The sequence below is a fragment of the Paenibacillus sp. Y412MC10 genome (genome assembly GCF_000024685.1).
In the GTDB taxonomy this organism is placed as follows: domain Bacteria; phylum Bacillota; class Bacilli; order Paenibacillales; family Paenibacillaceae; genus Paenibacillus_AQ; species Paenibacillus_AQ lautus_A.
This window is the reverse complement of the sequence record NC_013406.1, coordinates 5,696,414-5,713,117: the sequence shown is the minus strand read 5'-3', so window position 1 is coordinate 5,713,117 and position 16,704 is coordinate 5,696,414. Positions and strand designations below refer to the sequence as shown.

Here is a 16,704-nt window from a genome sequence, read left to right as displayed (position 1 = left end):
TTTCAAGGGAGTGTGAATCACATGAGAATTACGGATTTAATGATACAAGAAACGATGATCATGGATCTGAAGGCGGTCACGAAGGAGGCTGCCATCGATGAACTGATCGGGAGTCTGGCCGCCAGCGGGCGGGTCAACGATCCGGTTTTGTTTAAAGAGATGATCCTGAAGCGTGAAGCCGAATCCAGTACGGGGATCGGCGGCGGCATTGCGATGCCCCACGCCAAGACGAAAGCGGTTAACGAGCCGACCGTCGTGTTTGCCAAGAGCAGCGGGGGCGTGGATTTCGAAGCGCTGGACGGTGAGGCGGCGCATGTTTTTTTCATGATCGCCGCTCCCGAGGGAGCGGGGAATACGCATCTGCGTACCCTTGCAGCGTTATCGAGGCTGCTGATCGATGCGGAATTCATCGCGCAGTTGATGAAGGCGGAGACGCCGGCGGAGGTAACGGCTTTATTCGACTCCAAGCAGGCGGTTGAAGAAGCCGCCAAAGCTGAGAGGGAAGCGGCCAAAAAAAGGGAAGCCGCACAAAAGGAAGCGAAGAACAAGCATCGGGAATCCGACATTGCAGCCCCAGCTGACCAACGGGATGTTTCTGCCGTGGCCTCGACTCCGTTTGTGGTTGCCGTAACGGCTTGCCCGACCGGCATTGCCCATACGTTTATGGCCGAAGACGCCCTTAAGAAGAAAGCCCAGGAGATGGGCGTCGAAATCCGGGTGGAGACGAACGGCTCGGAGGGCGCGCAGAACGTATTGACGGAAGAGGAAATACGCAGGGCCTCAGGCGTCATTATTGCCGCCGACAAAAACGTGGAGATGGCCCGCTTTAACGGAAAACCCGTTCTCCAGCGTCCTGTCAGCGACGGCATCCGCAAATCGGAGGAGCTGATCCGCAAGGCGATGGGCGGCGAGGCGCCGATCTACCGCAGCGATGGCGGCGGTGAGCCGAAGGCGAAGGACGCGGAGAAGGGCAGCATAGGCACGAAAGTGTACAAGGACCTGATGAATGGTATTTCGCACATGCTGCCGTTTGTCGTGGGCGGCGGCATTCTTCTGGCCATCTCCTTCCTGATCGAGCAGCTTGCCGGCGAAGATCATCCGCTTTTCCAGCTTCTGCAAACGATCGGCGGAGGAGACGGTGCCTTCCACTTCCTGATTCCGGTTCTGGCGGGCTTCATAGCGCTCAGCATCGGCGATCGTCCCGCATTGATGCCCGGCATGGTCGGAGGCCTGATGGCCCTCAATTCCAATTCGGGGTTCCTTGGCGGTCTTGCGGCAGGTTTCTTGGCCGGTTACGTGGTTATCCTGCTGCGTAAAGCGTTTGCGGGGCTGCCCCGAGCGCTTGACGGCTTAAAGCCGATTCTCTTGTACCCGGTCGTCGGCCTGCTTATTACCGGAACGATCATGTTCTACTTGTTCGATCCGTTCTTTAGCTGGATCAATCTCGGCCTGATTGATATTCTTAACAATTTGGGTACCGGCAACGCGGTGATTCTCGGTCTGATTCTGGGCGGGATGATGTCGATTGATATGGGCGGTCCCTTCAATAAAGCGGCTTATGCATTTGCGATCGGCGTATTCACATCCAGCGGCAACACGAACGGAGCCATGATGGCTGCGGTCATGGCCGGCGGGATGGTGCCTCCGCTGGCCATTGCTCTGGCCACGACGTTCTTCAAGCATAAGTTCACGGAGCAGGAACGCAAATCAGGGGTGACCAACTATGTGATGGGCCTTTCCTTCATAACGGAGGGGGCGATCCCGTTCGCCGCGGCCGACCCGCTGCGCGTACTGACATCCTGTATTCTTGGTTCCGCGGTGGCAGGCGGGCTGACGCAGCTGTGGAGCATCAACGTTCCGGCCCCGCACGGGGGAATCTTTGTCGCTGCTCTTGCCAATCATGCGCTCCTGTTCCTGCTCTCGGTTCTCATTGGTTCGGTGATCTCGGGTGTGCTGCTTGGCGTTTGGAAGAAGCCGCTTGAACGAAAATAGACTCAATTACACGGGTTCAGGGTGAGCCATTCAGCTTACCTTCGACCCGTTTTTTCTTATGACGGCAGGCCCTGGTTTTTTGAATAAGAACGCTTAGGAATGGTGTGCCGAGCGGGAATAAACGGAGGATCCGCGATTCTCTTGGGGAACAGAATCTATGAATATCCGGATTTCTACTGGGTACGTCATGGTATAATCTAGTCATGTTAGGAACAGGAAGGAGAGAGGACAGAGATGAGAGAACAGAACAGCAGCAGCCGGGGGCCGGAGCAGCTGATCGATGAAATCAACCGGACGTCTGCAGCCGATGGGATGGCGGCCGTATGGTTTTTAGGTCAGGAGAGCGTTGTTCTGAAGGGCGGGGAGGTCGTCATCTATATCGACCCTTATATGTCAGCCGACCTGGAACGCAAAGCCGGATTTCAGCGCGCGTTTCCGGCTCCGCTGCAGCCGGAGCATATTACGAATGCAAACATGGTCCTGATCACCCATGAGCACGATGATCATATGGATCTCGGAACGATTGCGGTCATCGCCAAACAGAATCCGGAAACAGCGTTTGTTGCGCCGGCATGCTGCCATGAAGCGATGCGAGGTGCCGGCGTGGCGCCGGAGCGGCTGTTTGCGGCCGTATGCGATGAATGGCAGCAGTTTGACGGCTTTCGTCTGATGGCGATTCCGGCTGCCCACGAGACTTTGGATGAGCATGAAGAGTTTGGACACCGATTCGTCGGATACCTGGTGGACATCCAGGGCGTGTTGATCTACCATGCGGGAGATACCGTAGTCTATCCCGGATTGGTGGAAAGGCTGCAGGCGCACTCCATTGATATCGGGATGGTGCCGATCAATGGGGGAGATGCCTTCCGCCGGAAGGACGGCATCGTCGGGAACATGGGCTTCCGGGAAGCCGCAGAACTTGCCGCAGCGTCGGCATTCGATTTGACCATTCCGATGCATTACGATATTTTTCCATGGAATGGAGAGAAGCCGGGCTACTTTGTGGATTATTGCTATGAGAATCATCCGTATATGAAAACCAAAGTGATGGCGCGCACCGAGCGTTTGCTTTATGTAAAAGCCGAATAAGCGATAGACATTCCGATGGAATTTTTTTTCAAATGCGGGACAGCGAGTTCGCAATTTTTCGAAATGACAAGCATATGAATAAGACATGCCTTTATAAATGGAGATGTGGGATATGCTGTCATTTCGAAAACATGTCATTATTGTGATCGGAAGCTTTCTGATCGCGATGGGGACCAATTTTTTTCTTGTCCCGCATAAAGTTCTGGATGGCGGAGTTATCGGGATTGCTCTGATCGCCAACTACGTGTTTGACCTACATATCGGATTCGTTATCATTTTGTGCAGCATCCCCATGTTTATCGCCGCCTGGATGTTAAATCGCGAAATCTTTTACAATAGTCTGTCAGGCATGCTGATATCTTCGTTTGTCATCGATTTGCTCTCCCCGTTGCAAACGGATTTTTTGCGTTTTTTTGCTCCCCATGTGATTATCAGCGCGCCCATAGGCGGTGCGTTGATCGGAGCCGGGCTAGGATTGATGCTGAGGAATGATGCAAGCACGGGCGGAACGGATCTGTTGGCTCATTTTCTGGCAAGGTATTTGCCATTGAATGTAGGCGTCATTATTTTGCTGATGGATGCCGTCATCATCGGATTCGGCGGCGTTCTGCTCTCGGGAAGCACCTTCGTGTACTCCATTCTGACGATTGTTGCAGGCGGTTTTACAACGGGCATGATTACACAGAAACGATGGTTTTCGAAAGAGAAGGATTAAACAACGGACAAGCCTATCAAGATCGACTTGATAGGCTTGTCTGTTATTTATGAAGATGAAACATGCAGCGAACGCCATCTATGAACTACTACGGCATGTGCATAAAGATTATTTATGGGAGGTTTGAGCTTCCTTAAAGGCGTGGATATAAGCACGGGCCTTCTCCGTAATCAAATTGAAGTCTCCGCTCTTAAGCGCGTCTTTGGTCAGATCGGACCCGATTCCGACCGCGAATGCCCCGGCCTTGATCCATTCATGCAGATTGTCCAGTTTCACGCCTCCGGTCGGCATGATATTGGCCTGCGGCAGCGGGCCCTTCAGAGACGGTATGACGGACGGAGAGTACAGATTACCCGGGAAGAGCTTAACGACATCGACGCCAAGCTCAAGCGAGGCCACGATATCATGGACGGTAACGGCACCCGGCATGACCGGAATGCGATATCGGTTGCAGAGCATAATCGTATCGCGGTCGAACCCTGGGGAGACCACGAACTCGGCACCGGCCAGGATCGTGATTCTGGCTGTTTCTGCATCCAGAACCGTACCGGCTCCGATGATGGCATAGTTGTCCGCTTGCGGGTCTTTGGAAGAGTACATTTTGGATAACGTCGTAATGGCTTCCGTAGCGAACGGTACGGTCATGGTCACCTCGATGACCTTGATCCCGCCTTCAATCGCGCGTTTGGCAATCTCTACAACCTCATCGGGAGAATCGCCGCGCAGGACCGCGACAACGCCAGCCTGATGGATCTGTTCGATCAGTTTCAATTTTTTCATGTTATACACTCCTTCTTGATCTATGCATTCTATTAGATGATGGCTTGTATCCAATCATAGCGGGTCAACGTTCGATATGAGCGGCATTTCCTCGCCGCTGCTGAACTTCTTCCCAGGTCGGAAGCGCTTCCCAGTCACCTGGGGCTTGGATGACCAGGGATCCGGTTAATCCGCCTAGGGACAGGGCCTCCTCCGGTGTCCAGCCTTTGGCGATACCTGCCAGGAAGCCTGCGCAGAAGCCGTCTCCCGCGCCAACGGTATCCACTACGTTATCCACACGCTCAAAAGGAAGGGAGTAGGTCCCGGTTTCCCGAACAATAACGTTGTTTCCGTCGAAACTCTTGATCACGGACATGCCGGGGAGCTGACGCAGACGGTCCAGGATCACCTGCTCGTCCTCCGTTTCGAACAACAGCTTGCATTCATCATAGCCAGGGAGGAAATAATCACAGCTTTCGGCAAGCTCCAGCAATACGGGGCGAGCCTCCTCCATGTTCCACAGCTTCAGCCTGAGGTTCGGATCAAAGCTGATCTGGACGCCATGCGTTTTGCATACGGAAATGACATGCCGTATCGTCTCCAGGCAGCTGCTGCTTAAGGCGGCGGTGATGCCCGTGAAATGAAGGATGCGGGCCTTGGCTATGTATTCGGAGTCTACATGGTCCGGCGTCATTTGGCTGGCGGCAGAGCCTTTGCGGTAGTAATAGACGGAGGATTGACCGCGAACGTTCTGTCTCAGCATAAGACCGGTCGGTGCAGCATCCGTTTGTCTGGCGCTGGAAACATCGACCCCTTCACCTCGAAGCGTTTTCAAAATGCCGGTTCCGATCGGATCGTTGCCGAGCTGGCCGAACCATCCGCTGCTGCAGCCAAGCCTGGAAAGCCCGATGGCGAGGTTGCTTTCGGCGCCGCCGAAGGACTGGGCCATGGTTCCTCCCTGGCCAATGCCCCGTGTGCCTTCGGGATATAATAATCCCATCGATTCGCCGAACGTGATGACATCGATAGGACGCATATCATTATTCATAGAATTTACCCCCTTATATACAGTCTCCGTTATTAACACTTTACCCTGATGGTGATGATAACTCAATAAAAAATAACACAATGTAAATAACCTCCTATCCGGGAAAGATAGGAGGTATGCATGGGCTTTCAGCATAGGAGAAAGCAAAAAAACAATGCTTAGAAACCTTTATACTGAGGCTCTTCCTGTTCAAGCTGCTGAACCCGCTGGGCTACTTGGTCTACGACTTGCTGCGTTTGTTGTGCCGCGGTAGTGAACAGATCCTTGGCATTTTGATCTTGCGTAGACAGCGCAAATTGCTCAAGGCTGGCCTGAGCGCTTTTTAAGGATGAGAGGCATGTTTTCACATCGGAAGCTACGGTCATTGGTTTTTATCACTCCTTTCATGCGTAATAATGTACGCATTTTGGAGAAGAACATGCATGAAGCATGGCAAGGAAAATAATGGTGTGATTTCAAATAGGATAATTGACAATAATCTATATAGTGATTGCTAAGTCATTACATCGAAAGGAAGGTCGTTGTTGTGCCTCAATGGTTGGAAATCGTACTTAGAACCGTATGTGCCGTGGTCGTGCTATTCCTGATGACGAAACTGCTTGGGAAGCGTCAGGTGACACAGCTATCTTTTTTTGAATATTTAACAGGGATCACGATCGGTAGCATAGCTGCCTATATATCCTTGGATCTGGAAGCAAACTGGTATTTAGGACTCGTGGCTCTGGGCGTCTGGGTTGCCTGCTCGCTTCTCATCGAATTCCTGCAAATCAAGAGCAAAAAAGCAAGGGATTTTATCGATTTTAAATCAACCGTGCTCATTCAAGGCGGCAAGATATTAGAAGAAAATTTAAAGAAGGAAAGGTTGTCGACCGACGAGCTGATGCAGCAGCTACGCAAAAAAGACGTGTTTCAGGTCGCCGACGTGGAATTTGCCATCATGGAATCCAGCGGTGAGATCAATGTCCTGCAGAAGCGCGAAAGTTTGCCTTTGACTCCCAAGGATCTAGGTATACAGGTAGCCCCGGAAAAACCTGGGCAGGTTGTGATCATGGATGGCGAGGTCATGGATGAACCGCTGCGCGTCTCGGGCTTCAATCATGGATGGCTGGTGGAAGAGCTGGACAAGCAGGGCGCCAGGATCAAGGACGTATTCCTTGCTCAAGTCGATACCTATGGACAATTAACCGTCGATTTGTATAACGATCAGATCCAGGTGCCCCAAAATGAGGAACGGAAGCTCTTGTACGCAAATTTAAAGAAATGCCAGGCGGATTTGGAATTGTTCAGTCTCAGCACGAAAAGTAAGAAAGCTAAGAAAATGTATGAGGAGAGCTCCAAACGGATGGAGAAAATTTTAGCGGATGTACAGGCGATTCTGAAGACGTAATGGATGTCGCCGAGTCATAAATCCGCAAAAACCGGAATAGGATATTTTTGTGTATCACAAAAGGAGCCGGTTGCCGCCGACTCCTCGTACAGCAGATCTTCGCCCGCAAGGTGGATATTTGCTTGCAACCAGACGTAAGAAATAGATTCATCTGTTCCAGGACGGGTCTATTTCTTATTATGGAAGGCAAGGATCGAAACGACCAGAGTGGCGAACGAAATCATTAAAGCCAAAGCTTCATTCACGCCCATGCCGATCACCTCCTGCTGCCACCCTTGCTTAGCTGGTCTACTGTACTATATAATATGCCAATTGCTTACAATAAAAGAACCTTTTTGTAGGAAGCGCTTACATAAAATGTTGGTTTTTGACGAGATCAGAAAGCATAAACATCGGTTAGGTATCATACTTTCCGAGAAAATTTCTCCTTAACCATGTTGATCCATAAGATGGGAGCGGCTGACGGCCGCTCTTTTTCATGTTGAATTTCAAAGACGAACAGGATGGAAGGGGGGGATTACAAGTTCTAGACTCTCAAGCGGTTTTTTGGTCAGGCTTTGGTCTTGATTTTGGTTTACGCTTACGTTTACGGAACAGGGAGGCAATCCAATAGAAAATCGGGATTAACTCCATGAGAATGAAAAATACCGCCATCCCGAAGGAATTGAAGTCTTGCTGAAAAAGGATCGGATTTTGCGAATACTGGTACGCAATTACGATAGCGGTTCCCCCAATGATCGCGATCAGGGGACCATCCATTTGCTTCAGGTTAAGGAGTTTCGCCATACACCTTACGCTCACGTGGATAAGAAAGGCACTGTGGAAGAACATCGAGCTGCTCCATAACCCAATGATCAGCGGATCGGAATTGCCGAGGAACCCGCTGGCTGCACGCATTAATTCGACGAGCGGATACTGCATCTCGCGCCCTAGATAGGGGCCGAAATTCAGCAATGCCGATGCCCATTGGAGCATTACGCCTATGGTGACCAACAGTCCTGCCGCAGCAAGGTTGCGAAAGGATTTCTTGTTGAATTGGATATAAGGAGCGAGAAAGAGGAACACGATCCATTCCGCGAAGAATGAAAGACAGAACAAACTGTCCTTGATCGCCGACTCATAATTGTGATGCCTGACCATCGCGATCATCATATCCCAATGCGCTTCCTTGAAGAAAAACATATTCATGGCAACAATGGCAACAACGATGACAAGAAACAGCCCGTCGGAAATATAAATCATCGTCTCCATGCCCCACCTGGCGGTAACCATAACGACCAGGCCCACAATCAGGAGGATGAACCACTGGGGAGATTCCCGCATGTAATTGGTATCGAAGAATAACGTGAAACCTTCGATATCCATCCCTATGTAATTGATAGACCAGAAGAATACCAAAGCGACGATCGGGAAGTGAATCCATTTGCTGACCAGGGCACTGCCAAAATTGATCCAGGGTTTCCGAGGATCCCACAGCCCGAGTTTCAACATAAACCACAAGAAGACCAAACTCATCGCATAACCACCCAAAATCGCAGCCCATCCCAAATATGCCGAGTTCCACAAGAGAGGAGTGACTAGAAATCCCGTAGGTATGGCGTTTAGATAGACAAATCCGAAACGAAACAGCTGCCAGGGAGTATTTCGCATGTTGGGTTCGTACATCCTTTCCGATTTTAAGTTCTTATAACTTATCCAGCCAACCGAACAGCAGCATAATCAGATGGTTGGGGGTCAGCCACTCGCGAGAGAACAAGGCGAATATATTCCAAACGGTACATGCAAGGATCAGGATGAGCATCGTCCACTTTTCGCGGGATCCCTTTGCCTTTTTCTTCGCGACATACCATTCCGCCAAGGCGTATACGAGAAACAGAAGAGCGAGCATCGGTCTGCCTCCTTATTTCAGTTTCGATTTGAGTATGGCCCCGAAGTTCCGTACCTTGATGTCGGCATCCACCTGGATCTCCACTTCGTTTTTGTAATAGTCGGGCCAGTTGGAGCGAACCTGATGCCAATGATCCGGATAGTTCCAGTCCACCAGCATCCCGAGCTGCAGAATGTCTGCTCCTACTCGTTGCGAAGTATGAAGGGCCTTTCTTAGATGACTTGCTATTTGATCATTGAGCTCATGCTCTATGATCTCTTTCGCCTGGAGGGTATCCAACTGCTTTTGATTTTTTTTGTATACGACATCTCCCGTTCCTTTTAACTTTATTGTGAACACTGGATGGCCAGAAACCATGCGCACGGATTTGCTAGAACTGGTTGAAATCAGGAAAACGCTGGCCTTCCCTTTTTCATTCCATGAAACGGTATATAGGGGGGCTTTTAATTCGTTCACTCCCCAGCTGACGGCAAGCGACTCCTCCATAGGAAGGGTGGCAACCAGCTTATGATTACGGAACAGCGCCGTGCCTTGAATTCCCGTCCACGGCTTCAGCTTCTCTTGGTCAGCGACCATGGGTTTCATGCCTGCCGCCAAATAGGTCAGGGCATACCCTTGATTGCCCGACTCGGCATAGAGGCAATCCTTCAGGTTCGTGGTGATCATGTTGTGCTGGTCCGCAAACCGGATGAGCACCTCCGAAGGCATCTGTTCAAAAACCGGCGTCAGCTCGGCGACTTTTTTCGCGTCTCCGGGCGCAACCATGATGTAAATGCTCATATTCGTTGTGGGTTCCCGTTGGAGCCAATCCATCAGATCCTCTAATCCGGCTTCCGCGTAGCTCTTGCCAACGACAACAACCTTAGTGTGGCTGAAGTCGAAACGCCGTGAAAGATCCCGTTGGATCAGGTGGAGGGCATCCTGCACGGTGGTGGAGGATTTGGTTACCATGGCATACGGATCTCCGCCGCCCTTTCCGCCTGCTTGACGCCCGGATGTGAGCCGATTCGGCAAGGGAGCGCTGATCGTCACTTCCACGCTATCGTCTTGCGGACCCTTATTCACGTACATGGCAAAAACGAAGGTTTGTTCATTGATCTCAACCTTGGTCATATTGAAGCCGCAGCCTGTCAACAACGATAATGGCAGCAGAATTTTCAACCATTTGAGTAGAAGCATTATCGTTTTCGTCTCCTTAAATTGTTGGATGATGCATAGGTTTTAGGCCTGTTCTTCATCAGCATGGACGGCGCCCGCACAAAGGTGTCCTTCCATTCCGATAAGACAAGGGGCGCAACGGGCTGCAGATACGGCGTATTAAATGACTTCAAGGAAGCCATATGTCCATACACCAGGAAGGCGGCCGTAAATACGCCGATCAAACCGAGCGTCCCCCCGAGTATAAGGATGGGAAAGCGCAGCAAGCGGAACGCCAGCCCCAGTTCGAAGTGCGGAATGATGTAAGATGCGATGCCGGTAATCGAAACCACGATGACCATGGGGTTCGATACGATCCCCGCTTCCACCGCGGCCTGTCCGATGACAATGGCGCCGATGATGGATATCGTCTGCCCGACGGGCTTTGGGATACGGGTCCCGGCTTCCCGCAGCGCTTCAAAGGTCAATTCCATGATCAGCGCCTCCGCTAAGGCGGAGAACGGTATGTTTTCACGAGATGCGGCTAAGGTGATCAGCAAATCGGTTGGTATGATGGATGGCTGAAATGTTGTGATAGCGACATACAGGGCAGGCATCAATAATGAAATAATCGCGAACATGAACCGGACGATCCGAATCCAGCTGGAGGAGAAGAAGCTGTGATAATAATCCTCGGACGACTGCAGCAGGGAAAATAGGGTGACGGGCACGATCAGCGCCGACGGCGTTCCGTCCTGCATGATGCCCACCCGGCCTTCAAGCAGGGATGCCGCAACGGAATCGGGGCGTTCCGTGTACTGGAACTGAGGAAAAGGGGATTTTACGCCGTCCTTCATTTGCTCGGACAAGGTGCTGATCCCAAACGTCCCGTCGATGGACATGCTGCTTAGCTGCCGGTCCACTTGAGCAACGATTTCCGGCTTGCACAAGCCGTCGACATACACCATATACACGGCAGTCTTGGAATAGTCGCCGATCTGGTAGCGCACGGTTTTGAGATCCGTATGCTTGATTTTGTGCCGGAGCAGCGATAGATTCGTGCCGATGTCTTCGATAAACGCTTCCTGCGGTCCGTTCACGACCAACTCGTTCTGGGATTCGGAAACCGACCGCTTCTGATACAAGACAATGTCGAATAAATAAGCCTCGGCCAGCTTATCCACAATTATGACGGCCCTGCCTTCAACGATCATATCGGCAATATACTCGGCCGAGGAAGAACGCTCGAACGGAACCGACAGCATATCTCCGCGATCCATGCGGTCAATGAAATCAAGGAAATCATGTTGAACCTTCGCAGCTTCTTTAATCAACGGTTTGACGATGTATTCATGCAGGGTGCTGATATCCACGATAGGTTCAATGTAGATGACGGTACACGTTGATCCATGGAGACGCAAGGATTGGTAGATGACATCTTCGCAATGTTCCAGCCGCATTTTAACAGGATCGAGCAGCGCGGGCCGTACCTTCGATTTCATTGAAACTTCCCTCCTTTGCCGGCATATAGTAAGGCTCATCCTCTTTAGAATGCCGTACTTTTAGCAACTTATACCGAATTTTCCAGAGATAACAGCTCATACCTGAAGGGGAAATCACGAATAGACCGAGACAATTAAGCTTGAACGGTATAAATAAAAAACGCCCGGAATAGGATTCCGGGCGTTTTTACAGAGGGAGCTTCGGCCTAAGGCTTCGATTTTCCTCTACGAATAGATTCTTTGATCTTGTGGAGCAAAGGTTTGCGGTAGACGGAGAGCATGATTCGCAGCAAAATGTAAAGGATCAGCGTAGATAGAACGCTGTTGATCAAGGCGCCGACGAGAAAGTTAACGCCCATGTCGCCCAACCTGCCGAAATGGTCCGTTTCAACGATATAATCCGTCTCCGGAACGGGAACCGTGAGCGCATCTTCGATTTCGAAGGTTGCGGGAAACGTAGTGAACAGGTGCACAAACACGCCGATTCTATAGTTTAGATAGAACAGGATCGGCCACAAGACGGAGCCTGCGGAAGCTGCAAGGAAGGCGGAGGGGATGTTTCCCCTTACCATGCGAGCCAGCAGCGGAGCCAGCAGCAGATCGATGCCAAAGGTGGGATACCAGCAAGGAAAGAAGCCGACGGCAAAGCCGAGAGCGATTCGATGATCGCTATTTTGCATGCGAAGGGTCCGGAGAATATAGTATTTCAGTCGTCGAATGTATTTATGAAGCAAAACCGTTTCCTCCTGCAGGTACTGATGGGATATAAATATACTGGGATCTCTTGCGCAGCATTCTATGGGATCCTATATATAATAGGAAGAACTTTCAAGAATTATATAGTAGACGCTCGCAAACCGTCAATCCAAAGAAGTTCGCAACGGAATATATGCGTGGAATATTACTTTGACACGCGTAGTAATGTGCGTTATATTATACCCATTCCATCCGTTAGGAGGTTCGGTTATTTGATTGAACCCTTACATAACAGTGACTTGATACGCGGCAATATTGATACCTTTATTTTGCGTGTGCTATCAGACGGAGACAATTACGGCTATCAGATCATTAAGGAGATCGCGATCCGGAGCGGGAATCGATTTGAACTGAAGGAGCCTACATTGTATTCAAGTCTGAGGAGGCTGGAGAAGCAGGGATTGATACGCTCCTATTGGGGAGAAGAAACTCAGGGCGGGAGGCGTAAATATTACAATCTCAGCCAGGAGGGAATGAAGCGCTTGCTGCGCAACCAAGAAGAATGGAAGGCGGCACGCGAGATTATCGATGTTCTGATCGGAAACGGAAAGGAGCTGAAATAGCAATGACCAACAGGCATGATCTGGAGATTTTTGTGGATCGCCTATTCGCGAATCAACGCAAAACCAAGGAAGTTGTGGATCTGAAGAATGAGGTTCTCAGCAATTTGGAGGCGCGGGTCACGGATTATATGGAGAACGGCATATCATATCAGTCGGCGATCAGTCTGGCGATCGAAAATATGGAAGACATCGAGGCTCTGATTGACGATAACCAGAAAATCTACAGCTACCGTTTCCGTCATGACCTCCTTCAGAGCGCTCTTATTTATTCTTTGCTGGCCTGGATCGCTACCATTCCGGCCCGGTTTTTGCCAAACGGGATGTGGGTAAACACGCTCCTCCTCTGTTTGGCAGCATTAACCGGTGCGGCGTATCTTTCATTGTCACGGCATCTGAAGCGATATGAAAAGCAGACAGCCGTCATCAATGCAGGAAAATTGAACCAATGGAGCAAGTGGGCTTGGTGGCTGTGGTCGATATTTATCGTGGTTATCTCCATGTATACCTTCGTGATTCAATACGGCAGCGATATATGGTTTGGGCGAGAACTGTCGGTCGACGGGCCTTATTCGTTCTACGTGACCGTCATGCGGTATGTGATCCCGATGACGTCGGTCATCATTCCGCTGCTGGTCCAGAAAGCTTATAAACTAACGTTTCAACTTGAGGTGAAGGAACCATGAGCAGAAAGAATTGGCTGATCGTTGTCCTGCTGCTGATCGGCATCGGGGGCATGACGGCCCTGGAGGGTTACATCAAGCCCAAGGCAAATGAACAAGCGGTTCAATATGAAGCGGAGCAAAATGATCCGTTGACGCACGATATACGGAATTCGCTGAACTTCGCCAGCCCATACATGGGCAATGCCGGGAACCTGATCAATTTGAACGCTTCGCTTCCGATGCGTGACATTGAGCGCACATTTCAGCTGTATCCGGAAGAATTGACGGCCGAGCTTCGGTTCAAGTCCAGGATCGGCGATCTGAAAGAGGACAAACTGAAGAAGATGCTGGTCTATAATTCCACAGCGAATTTTGCCATGATTGATAATTTGGATACATTGATCTTCAAGTTTGAAGACCGGTCTTTCACCATCCGTCGGGACGAGGTGGAGGCATGGTATGGCATCGGGACAGGTCTTGCATCATTGCGGGAAGCCGTGACATGGGAGAAGGAAGTACAAGCCCGTCTTCACGATAACAAGTATGTAAGTGAGTATGTAGAAAACCTGATCGAGATCAAGTTTCTATAGAGATAAACCGGAGGGGAGTGAACGTGATGGGTTCAGATCAACGCCAATTCATCCTGGGCGCTTTTCTGATGAATTACGGCCATCATATTGCTGCATGGCGGCATGCCGATTCGGCAGGGGTCGGGGCGATGGACTACGATTTCTATAAACGCTGCGCCCAAGCAGCCGAACGCGGGAAATTCGATATGGTATTCCTTGCGGACAACAACTCGATCCCGTTGATCGAGGATTTACGGACGAATGTCAGTTTTCTGCAGCCTGAAGCGCTCACCATGCTGAGCGGCCTCGCCGGGGTGACGGAACGTATTGGATTAGCCGGAACGGCATCTACAACCTTCAACGAACCCTACGCATTGGCAAGACGCCTGTCCACGCTGGATCATATTAGCGGCGGCAGAGCCGCATGGAATGTGGTGACCTCCACGAAGGATGCGGAGGCACGCAATTTCGGCTCGGCAGAATTAATGGAACACGAAAAACGGTATGAAAGGGCGGAGGAATTTCTACGAGTCGTGACCGGATTATGGGACGGCTGGGAGGACGATGCCCTTGTGTTGGATCGGCAAAAGGCGGTCTTTGCCGATACGGCACGGATTCATCGGGCGCATCATGAAGGTGAGTACTTCAGGGTGGAAGGGCCCTTAAACATGCCGAGATCTCCGCAGGGGAGGCCTGTCATCATTGAAGCGGGAACCTCGGCTGCCGGAAGAAGGCTGGCGGCTCGAACGGCTGATGTCGTGTTCACGGCCTGCGAGAGTAAGGAAGATTCGATCAAGTATTACCGCGAGTTTAAGGACTTGCTCATGGAGTATGGACGGGAGAGGGAAGAGGTAAAGGTTTTGCCGGGATTGTTGATCTTCCTCGGAGAGAGCGAAGCCGAAGCTTTGGCGTATCATCGAACATTCAGCGAGCTCATTCTGCCGGAGGCAGGGGTGAAGTATTTATCCCAATTGCTGAATGCGGATTTGACCGGATATCCGGTAGACGGCCCGCTGCCCGATTTGCCGCGGGAAGGAAACAGCAGCCGGGCGATCATGATTATGGATATGGCCGCGAAGTCAGGGATGAGCATTCTGGAGCTCGGCCGGCATTACGCGGTGTCGAGGGGACATATGACGATGGTTGGCACTGCGCAGCAAGTTGCCGATATGATGGAGGATTGGTTTCGCAGCATGGCCTGCGATGGATTCAACATTATGGCCCCTCTCCTCCCGAGCGGGCTCGAACAGTTTGTAGAGCGCGTAGTCCCGCTGCTTCAGCAGCGGGGGCTGTTTCGCGAGGATTATGCGGGCAGAACGCTACGGGATCATCTCGGGCTGATCCGGCCGCAAACCCAACATGAAAAATAATTGACGACAAAATTAGACGGTGTTATAATCCTACTTAACATATCGGAAATGATAGAATTAGAGGATTTGTTTATCTACCGAACCAACGGAGATAAACGAGAAGTTCGATTCTAAAGGGCTTCATGGATCATTTATAACCATAGTAGGATTGATGCACATTCTACCGGACAACCGGAGATGCATCCTTGGATCAAGTTGTGATCCGAGGTGTGTCTCCGGTTGTTTTTTTATGAATCTAGGGAAGTGGGGGGCTGTAATTATGCAGTATAGAACACTGGGAAAAACCGGAGTTCAAGTGTCGGAGGTAAGTCTCGGGACGATGTCTTTCGGGCGCTGGATCGATGAGAGGGCTTCGGCCGCCGTATTGGATCAAGCGCTTGGTTCCGGCATCAATCTGATCGATACGGCTGACGTGTACGGCACGGGCATGGATAACGGAAACGTCAATCAGCTCGGGGAATCGGAAGAAATTCTGGGCAGGCTGCTGAAGGAGCGAAGACAGGACATTCTCCTGGCAACCAAGCTGCATAATCGCATCGGACCCGGCATCAATGACCAGGGCCAAAGCCGCTATCATATTTACCGTGCGCTGGAGAACAGTCTAGCCCGGCTCCAAACGGATTATATCGATCTCTATCAAGTACATCGGTTTGATGAGTTAACCCCGCTGGACGAGACGCTTGAGGCGCTTACGGATCTTGTACGGCAGGGGAAAGTGCGTTACATCGGCTGCTCGAACTATGCGGCTTGGCAGCTCGCCAAAGCCCACGGCATCAGTGCGCTGCATGGCCTTCGCCGGTTCGAAAGCGTACAGCCGGAATACAGTCTCATTACTAGAGAGATTGAACGCGAGCTGATTCCCTTTGCCCAGTCCGAGCAGGTCGGGGTTATCGTGTATAGTCCGCTCGGCCGGGGCATATTGTCCGGCAAATATCGGGCGGGCGAAGCTCCCCCAACGGACTCGCGCCTAGCTGCAGGCGAGCAGCGGTTACGATTGCTGCTGAACCAGCGGCATGCGCTTTCCATCGTGGAGGGGATCCGGCCGCTGGCCGAGCAGCGGGGATGGACGCTTCCGCAGTTCGCCCTGAATTGGGTGCTCAGCCGCCCTGGCATCACGTCAGCCATTGTCGGGGCATCGAAGCCAGAACACATCGCGGATACGCTGAAGCATTCGGATGAACGGCTGACAAAGGAAGAACTGCAGGAGATCGACCGCTTGACGGAGGAATCCCGCGGATAAAGCAGATATAACGCAAGTACCTATTCG

At 51.3% G+C, this 16,704-nt stretch carries 18 protein-coding genes; 9 read left to right on the top strand and 9 right to left on the bottom strand.

Annotated features, from left to right (window positions below):
• Positions 1–21: 21 nt before the first annotated feature.
• The 3 genes from GYMC10_RS24960 (at position 22) to GYMC10_RS24950 (ending at position 3,796) form a co-directional block, all read left to right on the top strand.
• Complete coding sequence (locus GYMC10_RS24960) at positions 22–1,992, top strand: fructose-specific PTS transporter subunit EIIC (protein WP_015737088.1); 1,971 nt, start codon at positions 22–24, stop codon at positions 1,990–1,992.
• A gap of 234 nt (positions 1,993–2,226) precedes the next feature.
• Positions 2,227–3,081: an MBL fold metallo-hydrolase gene (locus tag GYMC10_RS24955; RefSeq protein WP_015737087.1), complete on the top strand. Its 855-nt coding sequence runs from the start codon at positions 2,227–2,229 to the stop codon at positions 3,079–3,081.
• Between the two features lie 112 nt (positions 3,082–3,193).
• On the top strand, positions 3,194–3,796 hold the full coding sequence (locus GYMC10_RS24950) for a YitT family protein (protein WP_015737086.1): 603 nt from the start codon (positions 3,194–3,196) through the stop codon (positions 3,794–3,796).
• A 108-nt stretch (positions 3,797–3,904) separates the two neighbouring features.
• Here GYMC10_RS24950 and GYMC10_RS24945 read toward each other — a convergent pair whose 3' ends face one another.
• The 3 genes from GYMC10_RS24945 to GYMC10_RS24935 form a co-directional block, all read right to left on the bottom strand.
• Positions 3,905–4,576: a bifunctional 2-keto-4-hydroxyglutarate aldolase/2-keto-3-deoxy-6-phosphogluconate aldolase gene (locus GYMC10_RS24945; RefSeq protein WP_015737085.1), complete on the bottom strand. Its 672-nt coding sequence runs from the start codon at positions 4,574–4,576 to the stop codon at positions 3,905–3,907.
• Positions 4,577–4,640: 64 nt separating this feature from the next.
• Entirely contained in the window at positions 4,641–5,603 is a 963-nt protein-coding gene (locus GYMC10_RS24940) for a sugar kinase (protein ID WP_015737084.1), read from the bottom strand.
• Between the two features lie 158 nt (positions 5,604–5,761).
• Positions 5,762–5,968, bottom strand: a complete 207-nt coding sequence (locus GYMC10_RS24935) for a DUF1657 domain-containing protein (protein ID WP_009595791.1) — start codon at positions 5,966–5,968, stop codon at positions 5,762–5,764.
• 161 nt (positions 5,969–6,129) lie between these two features.
• Here GYMC10_RS24935 and GYMC10_RS24930 point away from each other — a divergent pair, with 161 nt between their 5' ends.
• On the top strand, positions 6,130–6,990 hold the full coding sequence (locus GYMC10_RS24930; protein WP_015737083.1) for a DUF421 domain-containing protein: 861 nt from the start codon (positions 6,130–6,132) through the stop codon (positions 6,988–6,990).
• Between the two features lie 167 nt (positions 6,991–7,157).
• On the opposite strand, the gene GYMC10_RS33365 is transcribed toward GYMC10_RS24930, so the two are convergent.
• The 6 genes from GYMC10_RS33365 to GYMC10_RS24905 form a co-directional block, all read right to left on the bottom strand.
• Complete coding sequence (locus tag GYMC10_RS33365; protein WP_223260591.1) at positions 7,158–7,241, bottom strand: putative holin-like toxin; 84 nt, start codon at positions 7,239–7,241, stop codon at positions 7,158–7,160.
• Between the two features lie 283 nt (positions 7,242–7,524).
• Entirely contained in the window at positions 7,525–8,640 is a 1,116-nt protein-coding gene (locus GYMC10_RS24925; RefSeq protein ID WP_015737082.1) for a GerAB/ArcD/ProY family transporter, read from the bottom strand.
• 34 nt (positions 8,641–8,674) lie between these two features.
• Positions 8,675–8,878: a hypothetical protein gene (locus tag GYMC10_RS24920; RefSeq protein WP_015737081.1), complete on the bottom strand. Its 204-nt coding sequence runs from the start codon at positions 8,876–8,878 to the stop codon at positions 8,675–8,677.
• 12 nt (positions 8,879–8,890) lie between these two features.
• A complete protein-coding gene (locus GYMC10_RS24915; protein WP_015737080.1) occupies positions 8,891–10,057 on the bottom strand; it encodes a Ger(x)C family spore germination protein in 1,167 nt (388 codons plus the stop codon).
• Entirely contained in the window at positions 10,057–11,517 is a 1,461-nt protein-coding gene (locus GYMC10_RS24910) for a spore germination protein (protein WP_015737079.1), read from the bottom strand. The genes GYMC10_RS24915 and GYMC10_RS24910 overlap by 1 nt, the downstream gene beginning before the upstream one ends.
• 206 nt (positions 11,518–11,723) lie before the next feature.
• The gene (locus GYMC10_RS24905) at positions 11,724–12,251 is read right to left on the bottom strand and encodes a DUF2062 domain-containing protein (RefSeq protein WP_009595805.1); all 528 of its coding nucleotides are present in this window, start codon (positions 12,249–12,251) and stop codon (positions 11,724–11,726) included.
• A 234-nt stretch (positions 12,252–12,485) separates the two neighbouring features.
• Here GYMC10_RS24905 and GYMC10_RS24900 point away from each other — a divergent pair, with 234 nt between their 5' ends.
• The 5 genes from GYMC10_RS24900 (at position 12,486) to GYMC10_RS24880 (ending at position 16,677) form a co-directional block, all read left to right on the top strand.
• On the top strand, positions 12,486–12,836 hold the full coding sequence (locus GYMC10_RS24900) for a PadR family transcriptional regulator (RefSeq protein ID WP_009595802.1): 351 nt from the start codon (positions 12,486–12,488) through the stop codon (positions 12,834–12,836).
• Positions 12,837–12,838: 2 nt separating this feature from the next.
• Positions 12,839–13,519, top strand: a complete 681-nt coding sequence (locus tag GYMC10_RS24895; protein WP_015737078.1) for a permease prefix domain 1-containing protein — start codon at positions 12,839–12,841, stop codon at positions 13,517–13,519.
• Complete coding sequence (locus GYMC10_RS24890; RefSeq protein WP_015737077.1) at positions 13,516–14,088, top strand: DUF4825 domain-containing protein; 573 nt, start codon at positions 13,516–13,518, stop codon at positions 14,086–14,088. Before GYMC10_RS24895 ends, GYMC10_RS24890 begins: the two co-directional genes overlap by 4 nt.
• Positions 14,089–14,114: 26 nt before the next feature.
• Positions 14,115–15,437: an LLM class flavin-dependent oxidoreductase gene (locus GYMC10_RS24885; protein ID WP_015737076.1), complete on the top strand. Its 1,323-nt coding sequence runs from the start codon at positions 14,115–14,117 to the stop codon at positions 15,435–15,437.
• 259 nt (positions 15,438–15,696) lie between these two features.
• Positions 15,697–16,677: an aldo/keto reductase gene (locus GYMC10_RS24880; RefSeq protein WP_015737075.1), complete on the top strand. Its 981-nt coding sequence runs from the start codon at positions 15,697–15,699 to the stop codon at positions 16,675–16,677.
• Positions 16,678–16,704 lie beyond the last annotated feature (27 nt).

Coding starts and splice junctions, on each gene's coding strand:
- GYMC10_RS24960 (WP_015737088.1), top strand. CDS start 22: ATGAGAATTACGGATTTAATGATACAAGAAACGATGATCATGGATCTG.
- GYMC10_RS24955 (WP_015737087.1), top strand. CDS start 2,227: ATGAGAGAACAGAACAGCAGCAGCCGGGGGCCGGAGCAGCTGATCGAT.
- GYMC10_RS24950 (WP_015737086.1), top strand. CDS start 3,194: ATGCTGTCATTTCGAAAACATGTCATTATTGTGATCGGAAGCTTTCTG.
- GYMC10_RS24945 (WP_015737085.1), bottom strand. CDS start 4,576: ATGAAAAAATTGAAACTGATCGAACAGATCCATCAGGCTGGCGTTGTC.
- GYMC10_RS24940 (WP_015737084.1), bottom strand. CDS start 5,603: ATGAATAATGATATGCGTCCTATCGATGTCATCACGTTCGGCGAATCG.
- GYMC10_RS24935 (WP_009595791.1), bottom strand. CDS start 5,968: ATGACCGTAGCTTCCGATGTGAAAACATGCCTCTCATCCTTAAAAAGC.
- GYMC10_RS33365 (WP_223260591.1), bottom strand. CDS start 7,241: ATGGGCGTGAATGAAGCTTTGGCTTTAATGATTTCGTTCGCCACTCTG.
- GYMC10_RS24925 (WP_015737082.1), bottom strand. CDS start 8,640: ATGCGAAATACTCCCTGGCAGCTGTTTCGTTTCGGATTTGTCTATCTA.
- GYMC10_RS24920 (WP_015737081.1), bottom strand. CDS start 8,878: ATGCTCGCTCTTCTGTTTCTCGTATACGCCTTGGCGGAATGGTATGTC.
- GYMC10_RS24915 (WP_015737080.1), bottom strand. CDS start 10,057: ATGCTTCTACTCAAATGGTTGAAAATTCTGCTGCCATTATCGTTGTTG.
- GYMC10_RS24910 (WP_015737079.1), bottom strand. CDS start 11,517: ATGAAATCGAAGGTACGGCCCGCGCTGCTCGATCCTGTTAAAATGCGG.
- GYMC10_RS24895 (WP_015737078.1), top strand. CDS start 12,839: ATGACCAACAGGCATGATCTGGAGATTTTTGTGGATCGCCTATTCGCG.
- GYMC10_RS24890 (WP_015737077.1), top strand. CDS start 13,516: ATGAGCAGAAAGAATTGGCTGATCGTTGTCCTGCTGCTGATCGGCATC.
- GYMC10_RS24885 (WP_015737076.1), top strand. CDS start 14,115: ATGGGTTCAGATCAACGCCAATTCATCCTGGGCGCTTTTCTGATGAAT.
- GYMC10_RS24880 (WP_015737075.1), top strand. CDS start 15,697: ATGCAGTATAGAACACTGGGAAAAACCGGAGTTCAAGTGTCGGAGGTA.